The 17070-nt window shown below is 72.5% G+C and carries 17 protein-coding genes and 2 pseudogenes; 9 read left to right on the forward strand and 10 right to left on the reverse strand.

Annotated features, from left to right (window positions below; all coding sequences use genetic code 11):
- Positions 1-54: 54 nt before the first annotated feature.
- A complete protein-coding gene (locus IEZ13_RS43470; RefSeq protein ID WP_183227797.1) occupies positions 55-411 on the reverse strand; it encodes a hypothetical protein in 357 nt (118 codons plus the stop codon).
- 91 nt (positions 412-502) lie between these two features.
- On the opposite strand from IEZ13_RS43470, the gene IEZ13_RS43475 reads away from it, so the two are divergent.
- On the forward strand, positions 503-1408 hold the full coding sequence (locus IEZ13_RS43475) for a LacI family DNA-binding transcriptional regulator (RefSeq protein ID WP_229795749.1): 906 nt from the start codon (positions 503-505) through the stop codon (positions 1406-1408).
- A gap of 7 nt (positions 1409-1415) precedes the next feature.
- Here IEZ13_RS43475 and IEZ13_RS43480 read toward each other — a convergent pair whose 3' ends face one another.
- Both IEZ13_RS43480 and IEZ13_RS43485 read right to left on the reverse strand, forming a co-directional pair.
- The gene (locus tag IEZ13_RS43480) at positions 1416-2018 is read right to left on the reverse strand and encodes a response regulator transcription factor (RefSeq protein WP_183227796.1); all 603 of its coding nucleotides are present in this window, start codon (positions 2016-2018) and stop codon (positions 1416-1418) included.
- Positions 2015-3100: a sensor histidine kinase gene (locus IEZ13_RS43485; RefSeq protein ID WP_203834164.1), complete on the reverse strand. Its 1086-nt coding sequence runs from the start codon at positions 3098-3100 to the stop codon at positions 2015-2017. Before IEZ13_RS43485 ends, IEZ13_RS43480 begins: the two co-directional genes overlap by 4 nt.
- A gap of 115 nt (positions 3101-3215) precedes the next feature.
- Between IEZ13_RS43485 and IEZ13_RS43490 the strand changes: the two genes are divergently transcribed.
- The 4 genes from IEZ13_RS43490 to IEZ13_RS43505 all read left to right on the forward strand — a co-directional run bounded on the left by IEZ13_RS43490 (position 3216) and on the right by IEZ13_RS43505 (position 6619).
- Positions 3216-3827 carry an ABC transporter ATP-binding protein gene (locus tag IEZ13_RS43490; RefSeq protein ID WP_183227795.1) on the forward strand — a complete coding sequence of 204 codons (612 nt, stop codon included), beginning with the start codon at positions 3216-3218 and terminating at the stop codon, positions 3825-3827.
- Entirely contained in the window at positions 3824-4537 is a 714-nt protein-coding gene (locus IEZ13_RS43495) for an ABC transporter permease (protein ID WP_183227794.1), read from the forward strand. Before IEZ13_RS43490 ends, IEZ13_RS43495 begins: the two co-directional genes overlap by 4 nt.
- Positions 4538-4640: 103 nt before the next feature.
- Positions 4641-5813 (forward strand): TIGR04053 family radical SAM/SPASM domain-containing protein, encoded by a 1173-nt coding sequence (locus IEZ13_RS43500; RefSeq protein WP_183227793.1) that lies wholly within the window; start codon positions 4641-4643, stop codon positions 5811-5813.
- A gap of 11 nt (positions 5814-5824) precedes the next feature.
- Positions 5825-6619 (forward strand): SAM-dependent methyltransferase, encoded by a 795-nt coding sequence (locus IEZ13_RS43505; RefSeq protein ID WP_183227792.1) that lies wholly within the window; start codon positions 5825-5827, stop codon positions 6617-6619.
- A gap of 6 nt (positions 6620-6625) precedes the next feature.
- Here the strand turns inward: IEZ13_RS43505 and IEZ13_RS43510 are convergent, their stop codons facing one another.
- From IEZ13_RS43510 to IEZ13_RS48100, 6 genes and pseudogenes are all read right to left on the reverse strand, one after another.
- A complete protein-coding gene (locus IEZ13_RS43510) occupies positions 6626-7165 on the reverse strand; it encodes a tyrosine-protein phosphatase (RefSeq protein WP_203834170.1) in 540 nt (179 codons plus the stop codon).
- On the reverse strand, positions 7140-7328 hold the full coding sequence (locus tag IEZ13_RS48090) for a tyrosine-protein phosphatase (RefSeq protein WP_203834165.1): 189 nt from the start codon (positions 7326-7328) through the stop codon (positions 7140-7142). The genes IEZ13_RS43510 and IEZ13_RS48090 overlap by 26 nt, the downstream gene beginning before the upstream one ends.
- A gap of 397 nt (positions 7329-7725) precedes the next feature.
- Positions 7726-8232, reverse strand: coding sequence for an alpha-L-rhamnosidase-related protein (locus IEZ13_RS43515; protein ID WP_203834166.1), 507 nt, complete (start codon positions 8230-8232; stop codon positions 7726-7728).
- A 2-nt stretch (positions 8233-8234) separates the two neighbouring features.
- Positions 8235-8840 carry a DivIVA domain-containing protein gene (locus IEZ13_RS43520; RefSeq protein WP_183227791.1) on the reverse strand — a complete coding sequence of 202 codons (606 nt, stop codon included), beginning with the start codon at positions 8838-8840 and terminating at the stop codon, positions 8235-8237.
- Positions 8841-9121: 281 nt separating this feature from the next.
- A complete protein-coding gene (locus IEZ13_RS48095; RefSeq protein WP_372441958.1) occupies positions 9122-9373 on the reverse strand; it encodes a PP2C family protein-serine/threonine phosphatase in 252 nt (83 codons plus the stop codon).
- A pseudogene (locus IEZ13_RS48100) lies at positions 9346-9582 on the reverse strand (MerR family transcriptional regulator); the annotation flags it as partial. The gene IEZ13_RS48095 and the pseudogene IEZ13_RS48100, both read right to left, overlap by 28 nt.
- A 128-nt stretch (positions 9583-9710) precedes the next feature.
- Between IEZ13_RS48100 and IEZ13_RS43530 the strand changes: the two are divergent.
- Entirely contained in the window at positions 9711-11735 is a 2025-nt protein-coding gene (locus IEZ13_RS43530) for a PAS domain-containing sensor histidine kinase (protein WP_229795751.1), read from the forward strand.
- Here the strand turns inward: IEZ13_RS43530 and IEZ13_RS43535 are convergent.
- Positions 11716-12651, reverse strand: a complete 936-nt coding sequence (locus tag IEZ13_RS43535) for an LLM class F420-dependent oxidoreductase (RefSeq protein ID WP_183227790.1) — start codon at positions 12649-12651, stop codon at positions 11716-11718. The genes IEZ13_RS43530 and IEZ13_RS43535 overlap by 20 nt on opposite strands.
- 64 nt (positions 12652-12715) lie before the next feature.
- On the opposite strand from IEZ13_RS43535, the gene IEZ13_RS43540 reads away from it, so the two are divergent.
- The 3 genes and pseudogenes from IEZ13_RS43540 to IEZ13_RS43550 form a co-directional block, all read left to right on the forward strand.
- The gene (locus IEZ13_RS43540) at positions 12716-13345 is read left to right on the forward strand and encodes a TetR/AcrR family transcriptional regulator (protein ID WP_183227789.1); all 630 of its coding nucleotides are present in this window, start codon (positions 12716-12718) and stop codon (positions 13343-13345) included.
- A gap of 24 nt (positions 13346-13369) precedes the next feature.
- Positions 13370-16549, forward strand: coding sequence for an NACHT domain-containing protein (locus IEZ13_RS43545; protein ID WP_183227788.1), 3180 nt, complete (start codon positions 13370-13372; stop codon positions 16547-16549).
- 194 nt (positions 16550-16743) lie between these two features.
- Positions 16744-17070 (forward strand): annotated as a pseudogene (locus IEZ13_RS43550) (glycoside hydrolase family 26 protein); the annotation flags it as partial.

Genomic DNA, 17070 nt, shown 5'->3' on the forward strand with positions numbered 1-17070 from the left:
GTGAACGAACGGGCGCCCGGCGGAGTCATACCACTTCGGTCATCCTTCGCGCCGCTACCCGAACACCCGGGTGAGGATCAGAGCGACGGTCACCCACACGAAACCGGCGATCAGGCCGGGGCGGCGCAACGGGCGACCCGCGGCGGAACCGGCCAGTCCCGCCAGCAGGCCCAGCAGCACGGCCCACCCGGGGACCGGGCGAATCCAGTCCGGACCGTCGATCGGGCAGACGATCTGGTCGGTGGCGTCGAAGCAGTGGTTCGACATCATGTGGCTGCCCTCGAACAGCGTGAAGCCGGCGAAGATCAGCAAGCCGAGGAAGGCCAGCGCGGAGACCCCCACCGCCGCGGGGGTGCCGTAGCGCTCTCGGGTGAACCAGCCGGGCTGCGCCGGTGCGGTCGGTGTCGTCACAGCCCGGGATCCAACCACACATGATCAACACAGCCGGGCGAGCGTGACCAGAACTTCGCTGATACGAATAAGTGACCGGTACGGTAGCCCGGTGACCGGGAAGACGCGAGTGACGATGCGGGACGTGGCCGCGGCCAGCGGGGTGTCCCAGGCGACCGTGAGCTTCGTGCTCAACGACGCGCCCGGCCAGACCATCCCGGCTGCCACCCGCGAGCGGGTGCGGCGGGCCGCCGACGAGCTGGGGTACCGGCCACACTCCATCGCGCGGGCGCTGCGCGAGGGCGCGTCCCGGATCGTGGTGCTGGAGGCGGGCGGGCTGCCCCGCGGTCACCACCTGTCCAGCTTCATCGCCGGGCTCGACGAGGAGCTGGGGGCGGCGGGCTTCGGCCTGCTCGTGTCGTACGGCGAAGGGGTGTCGGCGCGAGCCGCGATCACCGCGATCGAACCCCGCGCGGTGATCGACCTCCCGGCCGTCTGTGCCGGCCCGGACCACGACGTCGCCGACGGCGGCTGGATCGACGGCATGGTCGCGCACCGCCTCGTCCAGTTGCGGCACCTGGTGGCGCGCGGGCACCGGGCCGTCGCGGTGGCCGTGCCCGCCGGCGACGATCCGTTCCTGGCGCTGATGGCCGGGCAGGTGCGCGACGCCGCCGAGGAACTGGGCCTGCCCGAACCACTCCCCCTGGTCGTCGACGGCGACCCGGAGAAGCCGGTCGGTGCCCTGAAAGCCGGGGTCACGGCGGTGGCCGCGCTCACCGACGACCTGGCCCTCGGCGTGCTGGCGGTCCTCGCCGACACCGGCCTCAGCGCCCCCGGCGACCTCGCGGTGATCGGTTTCGACGACACCCCGCACGGCGCCCTGTGGCGGCCCGCGCTGACCACCGTCCGGCTGGACGCCCGCGCCTACGGCCGCCGCACCGCCCGCACCCTTCTCGGCCTCCCGGTCGGCGACGCCCGGCCGGCCCCCGCCCGCGTCATCGAACGCGCCTCCGCCTGAAGCGGCTTCAGATCCAGCCCTGCTGCCAGGCGTGGTGGGCGGCCGCGTGGCGGGTGTCGGCGCCGAGCTTGGCCATCGCCGCGGAGAGGTAGTTGCGGACCGTGCCGGGAGCCAGGTGCACGGTGGCGGCCACCTCGGCGATCGGCGCGCCACCGCGGACCACGGCCAGGATCTCCAGCTCACGGTCGGTCAGGGGGCACTCGTCCTCGGTGAGGGCGCTCGCCGCGATCTCCGGGTCCACGTAGCGGCGGCCGGAGTGCACCGTCCGGATGATCTCGGCGAGGCGAGCGGCCGGGGTGGTCTTCGGGACGAACCCGGCGACCCCGGCGGCCAGGGCGCGGCGCAGCACGGCCGGGCGGGCGTGGCGGGTCACCAGGACCACCGGGACGCCGAGTCTCGACCGGATCTCGGTGGCCGCCCGTAGACCGTCACCGGGCGGCATCTCCAGGTCCAGGACCGCCAGGTCGGGGCGCTCACGCAGGGCCACCTGGACGGCGGTCACGCTGTCGGCGGCCTCACCCACCACGGTCAGGTCCGGTTCCAGGGCGAGCAGGGCGGCGAGAGCACCCCGGATCAGGCTCTCATCGTCGGCGAGAAGCAGGCGGATCACCGGGCCGCCACCGGGAGGGCCGCCGTCACGGTGAACTCGCCGTCCGTACGCCGGAATCGCAGGCTGCCACCGGCGGCCGTGAGCCGGTCGCGGAGCCCGGCCAGGCCACCGGCCGGTCCGTCCGGGCCGTCGAACGGGTTGTCGTTGACGAAACGCAGCGCCCCTTCGCCGGTCAGCGTGATCTCGCAGCGGGCGGCCGTGCTGTGCCGCAGCACGTTGGTCGTGCACTCGCGCACGACCAGGCCGAACAGGTTCTCCACGGCCGGCGGGAGAACCGGCGGATCCGGCGGCAGCGAGATCGACGACCGGATCCCGGCCGCGCCGAGGACCCGGGCCGCGTTGGCGATCTCGGTGTCCAGGGACACCGACCGGTAGCCGCGGACCAGCTCCCGGGTGTCGCCCAGCGCCTGCCGGGCCAGCTCCTGCACCTCGCGCATCTGTGCGGCGGCGCGGGCCGGATCGGTGGCGGCGAGCCGTTCGGCCAGTTCGCTCTTCAGCGCGATGACCTGGAGGTTGTGGCCCTGGATGTCGCGCAGCTCGGCGGCGAACCGGCGCCGCTCGCCGGTGACCGCGGTGGTCCGCTCGGTGTGGCGGGCCCGGTCGAGGCGTTCCGCGACGACGCAGATCCAGATCTGGGCGTAGACCGAGGCCGTGCACAGGGCCGTGATCGCGGTGTCGGAGAGGGCGCCGCCGGGGTCGTGCTGGCCGCCGGCCAGGGAGGCGGCGAACGCCAGCGCCAGGCCGGCCGGCCACAGCTTCCGGGGAACGCCGGCGAGCACGACGGCCAACGGCAGCACCCACGGGAATCCGCCATCGCCGTCGATCCGCTCGCCGTCGATCCGTGAGTACAGCAGAAGGCCCGCCGCGGCCGCCGCGGCCGCGATCGTCAGGGCGGCCGGAGGCGGTGGCGTGCCGAGGACCGGTACGGCCAGGAGCCGGCCGGCGACCAGGCACACCGGCGCCACCACGGCGAACACGGCGGCCCGGGCCGTGGCGCCCGGCGGTTGGACGGCGACGATCAGCACGACGCCGGCCAGGCAGACGAGCAGGGTGTACCAGGTGAAGCGGCGCAGCGATGTCACGCCACCATGATGCGGTTCGATCCGGCCGGGACGCGAAAGTCGATGACATCTGTCATGCGGGCTCGTGTGCGCCTGACACTACGAACCCGGCGGGCCGGCGCTGATAGTCGACGGCATGAATGCTGTTTCGTGCCGGGGGCTGCGGTTCGCGTACGGCCCTCGCGGTGTTGATCTCGAAGTCGCCGCCGGGGAGATGGTCGCGCTGGTGGGCGTGAACGGCGCCGGGAAGACCACCACCATGGAGCTGCTGATCGGGCACCGGCGGCCGGCCGGTGGCACGATTCGGGTGCTGGGCCGGGATCCGTACGCCGAACGCCGCCGTCTCGCCACCGAGGTGGGCGTGGTGCCGCAGGACAGCGGCCTGGCGCCGGACCTCACGGTGGCCCAGACGCTGCGGCTGTGGCTGCGCCTGCACCGCCGCCCGGTCGGCGGGGACCTGCTCGGCGCGGTGGGCCTGGAGCACCGGGCCGGGATGCGGGTGCGGCAGTTGTCCGGAGGCGAGCGGCGGCGCCTGGATCTGGCCGTCGCCCTGTGCGGACGGCCGCGGCTGCTGCTGCTCGACGAGCCGACCTCCGGGCTCGACCCGGATGCCCGGGCCCGGACCTGGAAGCTGCTCCGGGAACACCGCGACGCGGGCACCTCGATCCTGGTCAGCACCCACTACCCGGAGGAGGCGGCGGGGCTCGCCGACCGGATCGTGGTGATGGACGGCGGGGCGCTGCGATGAGGGCCTGGCTGCTGATCGCCGGCGCCGAGTTCACCATGCTGCGCCGCAGCGCGTTCACGCTGTCGATGGGTGCGGTGCTGCCGCTGGCGCTCGGCGGGCTGATCCTCCTCGCGGAGGCGGACACCGGGCGGGCCGGTCCGGGAACGGCCGCCGGGTTGCTGCTGGTCACGCTGGTGACGCTCACCGCGTACGTCTCCGGCACCACCACCCTGGCATCCCGCCGCCAGCAGAACGTGCTGCGCCGGTTGCGCGGCAGCGGCGCCTCCGACGCGGCGATCCTGACCGCCGTCCTGACCCCGCCCGCGGTGCTGACCCTGGCCCAGGCGCTGCTGCTGTCCGTCGCCCTCGACCTGCGCGGGATCCGGCCCGGCCCGCTGCTGCCGGCCGTCCTGGCCGGAGTCGTGACGGCCTGCGCGCTCGCCGCCCTGACCGCGGCCTTCACCTCGGCGCCCGAGCTGGCGCAGCTGACGACCACGCCGATCGCGCTGGCGTTCCTCGGTGGCGCGTTGTGGGTGGCCCGTACCCCACCGGCCGGGGTCGACCGGGCGATGCTGCTGCTGCCCGGAGCCGCGATCACCCAGCTGACCCGGATCGCCTGGCGGGTTCCCGGCGCGGACGGGTCACCGGTGGCGGTGGCGCTGCTGCTCGTCACGGCGGTGGCGGCGGTCGCGGCGGCCACCCGGGTCTTCGTCTGGGATCCGCGCCGCTGAGCCCGGCGGGTCCCGGCCGGAATGTGACCTCCGGCCCTGACCGGACCGGCGGCGCCCGGCGCAGAGTGCACCGGAGCCGGTCATCAACCCCGGGGAGTCACTCATGCGGCCGAGCACGGCAACCGGTGTCCGGATTCCCCGGCAGGACAGCACCGACCGCCCCTTCATCGTGATCTGGGAGGCCACCCAGGCCTGTCCGCTGGCCTGCCGGCACTGCCGCGCCGAGGCCCGGCCGCAACGCGACACCGGGGAGCTGTCCACCGCCGAGGCCGTCGGCCTGATGCGCCAGGTGGCCGCCTTCGGCCGCCCGTCACCGCTGTTCGTCATCACCGGCGGCGACCCGTTCCAGCGCCCGGACCTGAACACCCTGGTCCGCGAGGGCACCGCCCTGGGCCTGGCCGTGTCGGTGTCGCCGTCCGGAACCCCGACCCTGACCCGCGACGCCCTGGCCGGTCTGCGCGAGGCGGGCGCCCGGGCGATCTCGCTCAGCGTCGACGCGGCCGGGGCAGGCGGCCACGACGGTTTCCGGGGCGTGCCCGGCGTCTTCGCCTCGACGCTGCGCGCCTGGGAGGACGCCCGGGAGCTCGGGCTCAAGGTGCAGATCAACACCACGGTCACCGCGGACACGGTGACCGACCTGCCGGGCGTCGCCGCCCTGGTACGCGACCGCGGCGCCCTGCTCTGGAGCGTGTTCTTCCTGGTCCAGACGGGCCGCGGAGCCACCCTGCGGGCCCTGGGCGCGGACGCCACCGAGGACGTCCTGCACGCGCTGTACGACATCGGCGAGACCGTGCCGGTCAAGACCACCGAGGCACACCACTTCCGCCGGGTCTGCATCCAGCGTGGCGGCGGTCAGGGCCCGGACGGTCGTGGCGACCTCTACCGGCGGCTGCACCGCGATCTGGCCGCCCTCGGCCTGCTCGACGGCGGCCGCCGGTCCCGCCGCCCACCGCTGCGGGTGAGCGCCGCCAACGGTTTCGTCTTCGTCTCGCACCGCGGCGACGTGTTCCCGAGCGGCTTCCTGCCGATGGCCGCCGGCAACGTCCGCGATCAGCCGCTGACCGACATCTACCGCTCATCGTCGCTGTTCACGGCCCTGCGCGACCCGGACCGGCTGGGCGGCCGGTGCGGGGTGTGCGAGTTCCGCACGGTCTGCGGCGGCTCGCGGGCCCGGGCGTACGCGATGACCGGTGACGTCTTCGCCGAGGAACCCACATGTTCGTACCGGCCGGAATCCTGGCATGATGGGAATCCTTCGATGATCACTGTGGACTGAAGGAGCCGCTCGTGGCGGACAGGGCCGGGCAGAACCTGGACACCAGCACCCCGCACTCGGCACGGCTGTGGAACTACTGGCTCGGCGGCAAGGACAACTTCCAGCCGGACCGGGAGGCCGGTGACGCCATCGCCGGGATGCTGCCGTCGATCGTCACCCTGGCCCGGGAGGACCGCCGGTTCCTGCGCCGCTCCGTCGAGCACATGGTCCGCGACGGTGGCATCCGCCAGATCCTGGACATCGGCACCGGCCTGCCGACCGCCGACAACACCCATCAGGTGGCGCAGGAGGTCGCGGCGGAGACCAAGGTGGTCTACGTCGACAACGATCCGCTGGTGCTGGTGCACGCCCGGGCGCTGCTGTCCGGCACGCCGGAGGGTGAGACCAACTACGTCGAGGCCGATCTGAACGACCCGGAGTCGATCCTGCGGGCCGCCGAGCAGACCCTCGACTTCTCCCGGCCCATCGCGCTGACCCTGCTCGGCATCGTGCACTTCCTGCGCGACGACGACCACGCGTATGAGGTGGTCCGCCGCCTGGTCGACGCTCTGGCGCCCGGCAGCTACCTGGCGATCGCGCACGGCTGCTACGACATCAACACGGCCGAGGCGAACCGCATCGTCGAGTTCTGGAACGAGCGCGGCACCCCGAAGATCAAGTACCGCAGCGCCAAGGAGATCACCGCCTTCTTCGACGGCCTGGAGCTGCTGGAGCCGGGCGTCGTCCCGTGCAACCGGTGGCGCCCGGACGCACACACCGGCGACGTCGACGTGAACCAGTACTGCGGCGTCGCCGTCAAGAAATGACCGCACTCAATCGGTGAGCAGGCGCTCCCGGAGTGCCGTGAGGTCGCCGGGCCTGAGCCCGGCGGCCAGCAGGCACGCCTCCACGTCGACGTCGCCGAGCAGCTCGTTCAGTGCCTCGGCGATGGTCGTGCCGCGCAGCGCCAGCCGGGCCGCCACCGGATCGTCGTCGGCCTCGAAATACCGCCGCAGCCGCTCCTCACTGACCGTGTAGTCGGCGATGATCGCCTCGGCGCCGACCCCGGCCAGCGCGAGCAGCAGCAGCGAGACGAGCCCGGTCCGGTCGCGCCCGATCCCGCAGTGCACCACCACCCCGCCGGGGGCGGCCCGCGCCACCGCGGTCACCGCGGCCACGCAGCGTGCCGCCTTGCGCTCGAGGAACGGCCGGTAGTAGAGCGGCGTCCCGTCCACGTCATCGTCGAGGATGCTGTACCAGAACGCGGCGTCGTCGTTGTCGTCCAGCGGCACCCGGATCACCGTGATCCCCTGCGGACGGGTCACCGCCGCCGTCCACTCGTCGGGCTCACGGAGGTCGACGACCGTACGAATGCCGTGGTCGTGGGGGGGAGGCCCACCCGGCGGGAGAGAGCCGGTCGAGGCTGTCGGCCCGGACGACGGCGCCGTGCCGGACGGCGCGGCCGCCGCGGGCCGGAAGTCCGCCTAGGTCACGGACGTTGCAGCAGCCGTCCCAGTCCAGGTGCCGATCGATCATCGCCACAGTCTGCCACCTATGCGGCGGCCGGAATCGCCGCCGACATCACTGAGGGCCTGAACGTGTGCGCCCGCCGTTCTGTGGTCGAGGTCCGCGTTTCGCTTCCGCTCCTTCTTCCGGTACGCGTGTCCTCGTCTCGCCTTTCAGGGCCGTTCCGCCCGCTCGGCCCCCTCGCTGCCCACTCCCACCTGTGCCGCCCCCGCCGGGCGTAGATCGGTTGGACACCCCCGCATCTGCTGCCTCTCACTCCAGGTGGATGGTCGCGGTGGTGCTCGCGAGGCATCCGGGATGGTGTTCCCGGCCGTCACCCCGACTCGCCGCCGATCTTGGGTGATTGCAGCCGTCGGGCCGATCTTGATTCCCGGTCGCCACTCGGCAGGAGGCCATCACCCATGATCTATTTCCCCTGATACGGGGTGCCGACGTGGGCGCGCACCCACTCGACACCGCACGAAAGGTCGGGGTCGATCGTCACGGTGCGGTAGCCGGGTGAGGTGGGCCGGATGCCGGCCACCCGCCGGTACAGCCAGTCGTCGACGCAGCCGAAGGCGTAGTGGTTGAGCGACACCGGCCGGACCGTCCCGTCCGGGGCCATCGCGTCCCACGACTCCCGGACGGTGGTGGCGCCGCGGTCCACCTCGTACAGCCAGGACGGCATCTCGGACTGCCACAGCACCCGCCGGGCGAGGTCGCGGTAGCCGTGGTCCCAGAGCACGTCGAGCAGGTACGGCACGGACAGGAACCCGGTGTCCAGGCGGCCGCCGCGGGCCTCGACGAGGGTGGCGAGCCGGGCCGCCGCCCCGGTCCGCAACGGTGGGGGGAGCATGTCGAAGGCGAGGGCGAGCACGTACATGCCCTGGAGGTCGAAAACCGAGAAGACAAGGTTTTTGTACGGGCGGCGCACGGTCAGTGAGTGCCGTCCATTCGCCGCATCCGATAGGCGACGTCCCCGGCCAGATCCTCGCGCCGTCGCCGGGCCTCCTCGCCGAGCTCCTCGATCCGGGCCAGCGCCTTGGCCCGCTTGTCGTCCAGGCTGTTCACCCGTTCGGCGTACGCGTGCCGGGCGTCGGCGACCACCGTGGAGGCCCGCAGCTCCGCATCGCTGACCAGCAGGCTCGCCTCGACGGATGCCTTCTTCAGCAGTTCGTCCGCCTCCTGCCGGGCCTCGGCCAGGCGCTCGTCGGCGGTGCGCTGGGCCAGCCGCAGCAACTGCGGCGAGACCGGGGTGGGCGACGCCCGTGCGGCCGCGGCCCGCGCCTGCTCCAGTTCGGCTCGCAGGGCGGCGGCCCGCTCCTGCGCCCGGGCGCACTTGCGTTCCAGTTTGCGCAGGTGCCCGGCCAGGTCGTCGTATTCGAGCCGTTCCGCGAGCGCCCGATTCTCGGCGGCGAGCCGCTGCATCTCCCCGGCCACGTCGTCGAGGAACCGGTTGACCTCACCCTCGTGATATCCGCGCGCGCCGGCCGGTGGCTCCCGGAACTCGACCTTGCCGACATCGGCGGGAGTGAATGACACGGAGGGGTCCACCTTTCTCACCGGAAGCACGTGGACGACAGTCAGATGCGGGGTGTGCACGTTCCCATAGGACCTTTGAACGGTCGCTTCAGGTCGTGCGCAACTCATGCCTCCGGAGGGGCGCCAAGGTGTCCGAACGACGCGTAGTGACGAATCCCACCACAACGCGTCGTCAGGAAGTAGACGCGACCCTCCCATCAATGTCAACACCACGTATCCGGAAGAGCTCCTCACAGTGATCGCGGGCCGAACCGGTTCCGCCCTTCGGGCCAGAACGGAGGTCAGCGGGTCAGATCGGCCACCACGCAGGCGATGTTGTCGGACGCGCCGGCCGCGTACGCCAGCTCGATCAGCCGGTCCACCGCCGGCCCGCAGCCGGGCTCCGCGGCCAGGGTGTCGCGCAGCGCGGCCGGGGACACGACGCTGGACAGGCCGTCGGAGCAGAGCAGATAGCGGTCGCCGGGCAGAGCGGTCAGTGTGGTGGCCGGCCGGTCGTCGCCGACGCCGAGCCCGCGTACCGGTCCCGGTCGCACACCGTGCGGATGGCGGCCAGGGGCATGCCCAGCCGGCGCAACCGGGCGATCAGCAGCGCCCGTTCCCGCTGGTCCGGGTGGTAGAACCGGTAGCCGGACTCGGGGTCGACCGCGGCCGGCGGCAGCAGGCCCAGCTCGTCGTAGAGCCGCAGCGCCTTCGGCGTCATCCGGACCGTACGGGCGAACGCCCCGATCGTCAGCAGGCCCACCCGTCCTCCTCTGCACAGCGGCCCTTCCCGGCCATCTTTTTCCCTCTCCCGGCGCTTCCGCTTTGACAAGATTGTCGTGGACACTCGTGCGCCCGCCGCGAGTGCCGAGACGACAGAGGTGAGCTGCGGTGGCGGACCGGAACGACGACCTCCCCCCGCTCACGATCCTGGACAGCGCGGCTCTGCTGGACAGCGTTCAGGAGGCGTTCTTCGCCATCGATCCGGAGGGCGTGGTGCGCGGTTTCAACCGGGCCGCCGAGGAACTGCTCGGGATGACCGCGGCCGAGGTGTGCGGCCGCCGCCTGGACGACACCCCGTTCCGGCCGGAGTACGGTGACCAGCCGATCAGCGCCGCCCTGGGCCGGCTCTTCAGCGCCCGGCCGAAACGCCCGGTGGTCCGCAAGCTCACCGTCCGGCACAGCGACGGGCGCCGTCTGGAGACCCGGGCCGCGATGTCCGTGGTGCATGGTTCGGCCGGACCGCTGGCCTGCGTCTTCGTGACGGATCTGTCGTCGCTGGCGGCCGCCGAGGACGCCGTGGAACGGCACAACGCGTTCCTGACCGCCCTGCTCGACAGCCTCTCGGTCGGGGTGGTCGCCTGCGACGACATCGGCCGGGTCATCCTGGTCAACCGGGAGATGCGCCGGGTGCACAACGACCCCGAGGACGGTCCGGTGCCCGCCGATGTGTCGGTGACCCACCCGAAACACCTCTTCGACATGGACCTGAATCCGGTGGTCTGGGAGCAGACGCCGCTCATGCGTGCCTGGCGCGGCGAACGGCTCGCCGCCGAGGACGTCGTGATCCGGGTTCCGGGCCGGCGCAGCCGCGTCTTTGCCACCACCGCCCAGCCGATCACCGGCCGCGACGGCCGCCGGCTCGGCGCGGTCACCGTCGCGCACGAGATCACCGAACAACGGCACGCCGATCGGTTCCGCGTCTGCCACCGCGAGGTGGAGCAGGCGCTACGCCGCTCGACGTCGATCGCCGAGGCGGCGCCCGCCATCCTGCGGGCCGTCACCGGCGCGCTCGGCTGGCCCCGGGCCGAGCTGTTCCTGATCGACGAGCCGTCCGGCAGCCTGCGGTCGGTGGGCGGCTACAGCACCACCGGCACGGACACCGACGGCTTCTTCGGGCACGACCCGGTGCGTGGCCGCGGCATCACCGGCCGGGTCTGGGAGTCCGGCGAGGCTCTCTGGGTCGCCGACATCAGCCGGTCTGCCGACCTGGTCACCGCCCGGGAGCGGGAGCTGGTCGAGATCTGCGTACGGCACGGCATCCGTACCGTCCTGGCCGTCCCGGTCCGCGACGGCGGCATCGTGCTCGGCGTGCTGACCTGCTACGCCGTGTCGCCGGAGGTGCACGAGGACCTGTTCACCCTGCTGCTCGACGGCATCGCCGCGCAGATCGGCGTCTACGTGGCCCTGCGCCGCGCCGAGGAGCTGGCCCGGCAGCTCACCCGCTCGCAGAACGACTTCCTCGACCTGGTCGGCCACGAGCTGCGGACCCCGCTCACCTCGATCACCGCCAACGCCACGATGCTGGCCGAGGAGGCGACCGGGCTCGACGACGAGCAGCGGCAGATGCTGGCCGTCGTCGCCCGCAACACCACGGTGCTCCAGCACATCGTCGACACCCTGCTCGACCTGGCCGCGCTGGACTCCGGCCATCACGAACTCCACCGGGCGGCGATCGACCTGGTGACGGTGGTGACCGAGGCGGTGGCGGCGTACCGGCCGCGCGCCGTCGGCACCGGGGTCCGGCTGTACGCCGACCTGCCGGAGCGGCTGCGGGCCGACGGTGACGCCGTCCGGTTGCGCCAGCTCGTCGACGACCTGCTCTCCAACGCGCTCAAGTTCAGCCCGGCCGGCGGCGACGTGCAGGTGACCCTGCGTGCCGTCGACCACCTCGCCGAGCTGTGCATCGCCGACAACGGCATCGGCACCCCGGAACCGGAACGGGACGAGGTCTTCAACCGCTTCTACCGGGCGGGCAACGTCCGGCATCAGGGCATCCCGGGCTTCGGGCTGGGACTGGCCCGGGCCCGGACCATCGTCCGGCTGCACGGCGGCGAGATCAGCCTGCGCCAGCGCCGGCCCACCGGCACCGTCGTCTGCGTACGCCTGCCGGCCCTCAGCCGACCAGGGGCTTGAGGGCCGCTCCGACCTGGGCGACCACGCCGGGGCGGTGGCCGTTGCGGATCAGGTTGATGGTGATGCCGTCGATGCCGGCGCCCAGCACCCGCTCGTGCAGCTGCTCGGCGACCTGCTCGGCGGTGCCCAGGAAGGCGCGGTTGCGGCGGTCGTCGGGGATGCTCTCGGCAAGCTCCTTGACCTCCTGCTCGGTCTCGCCGACCATCCCCATCACCAGGTAGCTGGTGGCCAGGGTGGCCGGGTCGCGGCCGATCTCCGCGCAGCGCTCGCGCAGCACGGCGACCTTGCGGGACAGGTCGTCGACGTCGCAGATGATGTTCATGTGGTCGGCGAACCTCGCGGCCAGCCGGAACGTCTTGCGCTCGCCGCTGCCACCCAGCATGACCGGGATGTGCGGCCGGACCCGCGGGTTGTTCATGGCGCCCCGGGCCGTGTACCACTTCCCGTCGAGGCTGGCCGGCTCGCCCTTCAGCATCGGCGTGATGATCCGCAGGGCCTCCTCGAGCCGCTCGAACCGCTCGCCGAAGGTGCCGAACTCGAAGCCGTAGTCGTGGTGCTCGCGCTCGAACCAGCCGGCCCCGATGCCGAGCACGGCCCGGCCCTTGGAGACCACGTCGAGCGTGGTCACGGTCTTGGCGAGAAGAGCGGGATTACGGTACGTGTTCCCAGTGACCAGAGTGGACAGCTGGATCGTGGAGGTCGCCGTGGCCAGCGCGCCGAGGGTCGTGTAGGCCTCCAGCATCGCGTGCTCCGCGGGGCCGATGCCCGGCAGCTGGTAGAGGTGGTCCATCACCAGAACCGTGTCGAAGCCGGACGCCTCGGCCTCGCGGGCCTGCGCCACGACCGTGTCGAACAGCTCCGCGGCCGGGCCGGGGTAGGTGAAGTTGGGGATCTGGTAGCCGAGCCGGATGCTCACGCCGTCTCCAATGTAAGTGGTCTCTTACTTGCTAATGTAAGAGCCTACTCACATGGAGGCAAGGGTGTCGGCGAATCGCGGTTACCACCACGGCGATCTCCGCGCGGCCCTGATCTCCGCCAGCTTCGAGGTGCTCGCCGAGTGCGGGCTCCAGCGCTTCTCGGTCGCCGCCGTGGCCCGCCGTCTGGGGGTCAGCTCGGCGGCGCCGTACCGGCACTTCCCCGACCGCGGCCACCTGCTCAGCGCGGTCTCCGCCGCCGCGGCACGCGACCTGCGTACCGCGATCGTGGCCGCCGCCGACGACGCCGGGATCGACCCGGCCGACCGGCTGGCCGCCGCGGCCGGCGCCTATGTGCGGTATGTCGCCCGCACCGGCGCCGGCCTCCAGGTGATCTACGCCCCCGAGCTGTACCCGCTGGCCGACGACGAACGCCGCGAGCACACCCGCGCCCTGATGACCACCATGCTCGACCTGGCCTCAGCCACCGGCACGACGTCGTACGCGGACGCCGTCCTGCTGGTGGAGGCGATGATCGCGGTGGCGCACGGCTACACCACGCTGTGGTCGGACGGCTTCTTCTCCCGCAACGACATCGGCGCCGGCCAGATCGCGGCCCGGGCCGTCGAGGCCGCCCGGATGGTCTTGACCACGCCGGAAACCGGGTGTTCGAATCAGATCGTCCAGATCGACTGATCTCACTGCGGCGGACGGGGTCGGATGGCTGCCTCTCCCTACAGTCTGGAAGGCGCGCGCACGATCCTGTCCGGCCCGGACGACGCCTGGACCGGCACCCTCGGCGCCCTGCTCGGCGTCGGCGTGATCGCCGCCGGCCCGGCCGGGCTCGCCGCCTGGGGCTGGGTCGACCAGAAGAACGAGGTGGTCGGCCTGCTCGCGAAACTGGTCGCGGCGGGCCGCGAGCGGCTGCGCGCCGGCCGCTCCCCGGAACGCGCCGACGTCCTCGCCGCGACACACACCGCACTGGTGTACGGGGCGTTCTTCGCCGCCGTCCGGGAGACCGTCGGCCCGGTGTACGACCGGATCGGGCTGACCGAGCAGGACAAGCACCGCCTCACCGACCGGGCCGCCGCCGGACCGGCCCAGGAGCAGCTGACCCAGATCGTCACCACCGTCCCGGTCGCGCTGCCGTGGGCCGGCTGCGGATTCCGGGCCACCCGGGACACCGTGATCGCCCCGCGCTACCGGGAGCTGGCCGTGCTGTGCGTCCGGTTCTTCCAGAACTTCGCCGTCTGGGAGCGCGCCGAGGTGCTGAGCCCCGTCCAGCCGCTGATCGAGGACATCGTCGGCCGGGCCGTGCGCCGGTACGACGCCGAGTACAAACTGCTGGCCGCCGACGTCCGTGAGTTCGAGATCTGGGCGATGCTCGGCGAACACCAGGCCACCCAGGCCACCGCCGGGCAGGCCGTGGAGTCGCTGGCCCGGCTGGAAAGCCTGATGGTGTCGCTGGCCGGGGCCGGCCGGGAGCAGGCCGGTCAGGTGCGCCGGTTCGTGACCGATTTCAACCGGGCGGCGCTGCGCGAGCCGCTGGTCGCCGCCGGGGTGTCCGACGACCTTCCGGCGCTGCGGGTGCCGGCCATCGAGGACGGATACCTCAGCCCGGCGTACCGGTGGATGGTGATGACCGACGCGGCGGCCCCGGCCGACGAGTCGTGGTGGGAGAAACGCACTCCGCTCGGCCGTGACCTGGACGCCTTCCTGGCCGCCTATTTCTCCTCCCCGCGCAGCCACGAACGGCCGCTCGTGGTGCTCGGCCACCCCGGCTCGGGCAAGAGCATGTTCACCAAGGTGTGCGCGGCCCGGCTCTCCGGCAGCGACGCCTTCACCGCCGCCCGGATCCCGCTGCGACAGGTGCCGGACCCGAGCGCCCCCGTCTACCAGCAGGTCGCCGCGGTGCTCGGCAAGGCCACCAACGGGCGGGTCTCCTGGGCCGAGCTGAGCGACGCGTCCGCCGACGCGACCCGGGTGCTGTTCATCGACGGGCTCGACGAGTTCATGCAGGCATCCGGCACCGCCGAGTCGAACTACCTGCAGAACGTGGTCGAGTTCCAGCGCATCGAGCGGCTCGCGTCCCGGCCCGTCGCGGTCATCGTCACCTCCCGCACCCTGGTGGCCGACGTGGCCCGGATCCCGGAGGGCTGCCTGGTCATCAAGCTGGAGGATTTCAGCACCGGGCAGGTCGGGGCGTGGCTGGAGATCTGGGAACGGGCGAACCCGTACCTGGGGCACAGCGGGCTGGCCGGCATCCCGTCGGCCGCGTCCGTGCTGTCCTACGGCGACATCGCCCACCAGCCGCTGCTGTTGCTGCTGCTGGTGCTGCACGGCGCCGCCAACGGGCTGCCGCCCATGCAGCGGGACTCCACCCCGGCGCAGATCTACGGCGCCATCCTGCGCCGGTTCATCGAGCGGGAGCTGAACAAGCCGGACAGCCCGGCGCGCGCCGGCGACGAGGCCGGGATCCAGGCCGAGCTGTGGCGGCTCGGCATCGCGGCGTTCGGCATGTTCAACCGGGGCAAGCACTACATCGAGGAGCAGACCCTGCTGGAGGACCTCCAGGCCCTCGACCCGGCGCCCCGCCAGCGGCAGAACGTCCGGCGCGGCGGGGCGCTGAGCGCGGCCCGGCGGGTCCTCGGCAGGTTCTTCTTCATCCACGCCTCCGAGGTCGACGAGGGGGTGGAGGGGCGCAGCTACGAATTCCTGCACGCCACCTTCGGCGAGTACCTGATCGCCTACTTCGTGATGACCGAGCTCGCCGAGCTGTGGCGCTCCCGGGACCGCCCGTCGTCGCAGAACTGGGACGACGACCGCCTGTACGCGCTGCTGTCACATCAGACGCTGAACTCCGGCGGCTCGTCGGTGCTGCCGTTCATCGAGCAGCTGCACGCGAGCCCGGAGAGCGCCCGGCGGGCCGGCGACATCCTGCGCGTGCTGCTGCGCGAGGCCGAGGACCGCTGGGACCGCGGCCGCTACGGCACCTACTCGCCGTCCACCGGCACCTACATGGAGCGGTACGCGATCTACACGGCCAATCTCCTGCTGCTCCTGCTGCACGTGGAGAGCGACCCGGTGACGCTCGCCTCGATCGTGCCGCCGCCGGAGGACTCCAACGACTGGTGGACCCGGCTGGTCCGGCTCTGGCAGGGCTACCTGGACGTCGACTTCCTGGACACCATCTCCCCGGAGAGCGAGCCGGACTGGGCCGTCACCCGGGGCGGCGCAACCGCCGCGCAGCCCGCCGTGCACACCGAGTGGCTGGCGCTGTCCCGCATCGACGCGGTGGTCCTCAACGCCGGCCACGGCGCGGTCGGCAACGAGTACGCGATCGCCAGCTCGGACCGGGAGATCGAGGCGCTCGGGCAGGCGGCCCGCGCCTACGTCGACCCGGAGGCGTTCTGGGACGGCCGCCGTACCGTCGGCGACCTGATCCACGCCGACGAGACCGGCCGCGCCCACCACTACAGCCGGGCGCTGCTGGCCGCGCACGTGGCGCACAGCCCGGAACTGTTCCGGGTCGCCGACGTGACCGCGCTCGACCCGTTCGCCCTGGAGGCCCGGGTGTCGCCGGACTGGTGGCCGCGTTCCCTGCTGGCCGCCCAGTACCCGGAACTGGGCGACCGGCCGGAGACCACGGCGTACCTGGCTCAGGTGCCGGTGGAGAGCCCCGGTTTCGCGGCCCTGCTGGCCGGGGCCCTGATCTGGGGCGACCGCTGGCCGGCCGGCGCGGATGTCCTGGCCCGCACCCCCGAGGTGCTGCACGAGGTCGCCGCCGGGCTGCGCCCCTGGATCGACGGGATGGCCGGGCTGACCGACGAGCGGCGGCAGGTCCTGGTCATCGCCGGCCATCTGGTCGTAGCGATGCGGCGGCTGCTGGTCGAGGGATAGCGGCTGCCCTTGTCGGCCGGGTTTCGTAAACCCTGCCTTTTCGTGGCCGATCACCCGTGGCGAGTCGTCGGCTCCGGGGTCTGTTTTCGTGCAACCGGGTGGCACCGGTTCAGGTCCCTGGGGTGCAACGCCCGACCTGGAATCTCTTTCCCATGCCCGGCCGACAACGAGCCGGACTACCGGGGGAGACTTCTTTGCGACGCGCCAAGCTGCCGATGTTCCTGACAGCCTTGACCGCCGTATTCGCGGGTGCTGCTACTGCTGCTGTGGTGGTTCCGGCCGCCGCGCAGGCGGCGCCGGCCAAGAAGCAGTGTGTCACCGACGCCAACCTCGTGCCGTCCTGCGGCGTGTTGTGGGGCGGCGCGGCGGGCGGGTTCACCAGCAAGCCCCGCGACCTGGAGCACAAGAACTGGGAGAAGCTGTCCGGCCGGACCGCGACGATCTTCCACACCTACCACAAGGGCGACGAGGCGTTCCCGACGAAGTCGGAGATCGCGATGACCCAGGATCCGGCGAACCCG

This window comes from Actinoplanes campanulatus, from assembly GCF_014647795.1.
GTDB classification, from domain to species: domain Bacteria; phylum Actinomycetota; class Actinomycetes; order Mycobacteriales; family Micromonosporaceae; genus Actinoplanes; species Actinoplanes campanulatus.

Bases quoted from the DNA above. Each gene is read 5' to 3' on its own strand.
- IEZ13_RS43500 (WP_183227793.1), top strand. From the start codon at position 4,641: ATGCGGCCGAGCACGGCAACCGGTGTCCGGATTCCCCGGCAGGACAGC.
- IEZ13_RS43545 (WP_183227788.1), top strand. From the start codon at position 13,370: ATGGCTGCCTCTCCCTACAGTCTGGAAGGCGCGCGCACGATCCTGTCC.
- IEZ13_RS48090 (WP_203834165.1), bottom strand. From the start codon at position 7,328: ATGATCGATCGGCACCTGGACTGGGACGGCTGCTGCAACGTCCGTGAC.
- IEZ13_RS43490 (WP_183227795.1), top strand. From the start codon at position 3,216: ATGAATGCTGTTTCGTGCCGGGGGCTGCGGTTCGCGTACGGCCCTCGC.
- IEZ13_RS43495 (WP_183227794.1), top strand. From the start codon at position 3,824: ATGAGGGCCTGGCTGCTGATCGCCGGCGCCGAGTTCACCATGCTGCGC.